This is a genomic window from Stenotrophomonas pictorum JCM 9942, assembly GCF_001310775.1.
Classification (GTDB): domain Bacteria; phylum Pseudomonadota; class Gammaproteobacteria; order Xanthomonadales; family Xanthomonadaceae; genus Stenotrophomonas; species Stenotrophomonas pictorum.
The window spans coordinates 1-1,935 of record NZ_BAZI01000445.1; the positions used below are offsets into that span (position 1 = coordinate 1).

Genomic DNA, 1,935 nt, shown 5'->3' on the forward strand with positions numbered 1-1,935 from the left:
GGCGCTCGAACGCGGCCGCATCCAGCCCGGCGGCGGTGGCCAGCGGTGCACTTTGCAGCAGGTCCAGGATCTCGTTCAGGCCGAAGCGCGACACCGGCAACCCCAGCAGCTGCACGAACACCTCGGCCAGCGGCTCGCCCTGCAGCGGACTGGCATCGGCCAGCGCCCACGGCAGGTGTTCCTCGCCGCCACGGCCGCCGAACACCGATTCCAGGTACGGCACATAGGGATCGATATCCGGCGCCAGCACCGCGATTTCGCGCGGCTGCAGCGGTGGATCAAAGCGCGCATCGTCCAGCAGCGCGCGCAACTGGTCGTGCAGCACCTGCATCTCGCGCAGGCGGGTGTGGCAGGCGTGGACTTGCAGGCTGGGGTCGTCCAGCCGCAGCGCCGGCAACAACGGGGGCGAGGGCAGTGCGCGGCGGTGGAACAGGTCGGCCTGCAGCCGCTGCAGCAGGCTGTCGGCCAGTCCGCCGTCATCCAGCCTGGCACCGGGTTCGTCTTCCGGGTCGACATAGGCGGCGATCTCACCGGTCGGGTGCACCACCTCATAGCTGCCCAGCACCGCCATGAAATCGCGGCCGGCCGCGCCCCAGGCCTGCAGCAACGGGTTCTCGCCGGCGGCGCTGCCGAAGGGATCGTCCAGGCCGCTGCGCAGCTTCTCGGCCAGCGTCTGCAGATCGCCCCAGTACGACTGGGTGGGCGTGGGCATATAGAAATGCAGCGTGCCGACCCGCGCCTGGGTGGCGATCACCCGCAACACGTCGGGCGAGACGTTGAGCGTGGCAAAGGCGAACAGCCGCCCCGGCAGGCCCTGCGGCAACGGCTGCCCGGCACCTTCGAAGCGGGCCAGGTAGTCGTTGATGCGGCGCGCGCGATAGTGCTGGCCGGCGGCGATATGCCGCCACAGGATCGCCTGCGGATCATCCGGCTCGGCACCGTCTTCCCAGCGCAGCAGCCAGTCGCGGCGCCAGGCCTGGTACTTCTCGAACACGCTGCCCAGCTCGGCGGCCAGCGCCCACGGCCGCAGGGGATCGCCATGCTCAAGGTAGGAATACAACCCGGCCAGCGCCGGATTTTGCATCACCGCCGGGTCAGTCAATGCCGCATACAGACGCCAGTGCAATCCGACCGCGCCCAGGTCATCACGCTCGCCGGCGACATTGGCCTTCAGCGCCCTGGCGACGAACTCGCCGGGGGTCAGGAACTCCAGGTTGGCGGCGATGCCGTATTCGGCGGCCAGCGTGGACTGCAGCCAACGGCGCATCGCCACCTGCGGGATCAGCACGGTATCGGCCGCCAGCAGCGGCTGCCCCGGCGCCGGTTCGCGCAGGGCGTGGGCCAGCAGCGAGGCCAGTACATCAAGCGAATTGGAGTGGTACAGGCGGAAGTCGGGCGCGTCGGTCATCACACCATCTTGCCGCAGCCACATCGCAGGCGGCGAGATCCGCCACGCCGGTACACAGCCGCGGCGCACGTGCACCCCGATCGTCCGCACACACTGTTGCCGTTACGGCGTGGACCCGGCCACGCGCAACCGGAGCCGGCGATGCGACAATACTGCACGGCCCAGTACGCTTTTGTTCAGGTGTCTCTGGCAATCCTGCAACGTTGTTTTTCCGTTAAAGGCCACCATGCCCGCTTCCCGGACACCCCTGGTGCAGTTGTCCAACGTGCGCATCGACCGCGGCGGGCGCACGATCCTGCGCGATGTTTCGCTGCAGGTGCCGCGCGGCAGCATCACCGCCGTGCTCGGCCCTTCGGGCAGCGGCAAGTCGACGATGCTGGCGGCACTGACCGGTGAACTGCGGCCGGTGGCCGGCAACGTGCGCCTGTTCGGGCAGGATCTGCCGCAGGGCAGCCGCGCGCTGCTGGAGATGCGCAAGAACATCGGCGTGCTGCTGCAGGGCAACGGCCTGCTGACCGACCTGAGCG

Annotated in this window: 2 protein-coding genes; one reads left to right on the forward strand and one right to left on the reverse strand. The window is 69.1% G+C overall.

What is annotated here, in order from left to right; translation table 11 throughout:
- A partial coding sequence (locus JCM9942_RS14835; RefSeq protein WP_172675145.1) for an exodeoxyribonuclease V subunit gamma occupies positions 1-1,408 on the reverse strand: 1,408 nt, incomplete at its 3' end.
- Positions 1,409-1,634: 226 nt separating this feature from the next.
- Between JCM9942_RS14835 and JCM9942_RS14840 the strand changes: the two genes are divergently transcribed.
- A partial coding sequence (locus JCM9942_RS14840) for an ATP-binding cassette domain-containing protein (RefSeq protein WP_157722963.1) occupies positions 1,635-1,935 on the forward strand: 301 nt, incomplete at its 3' end.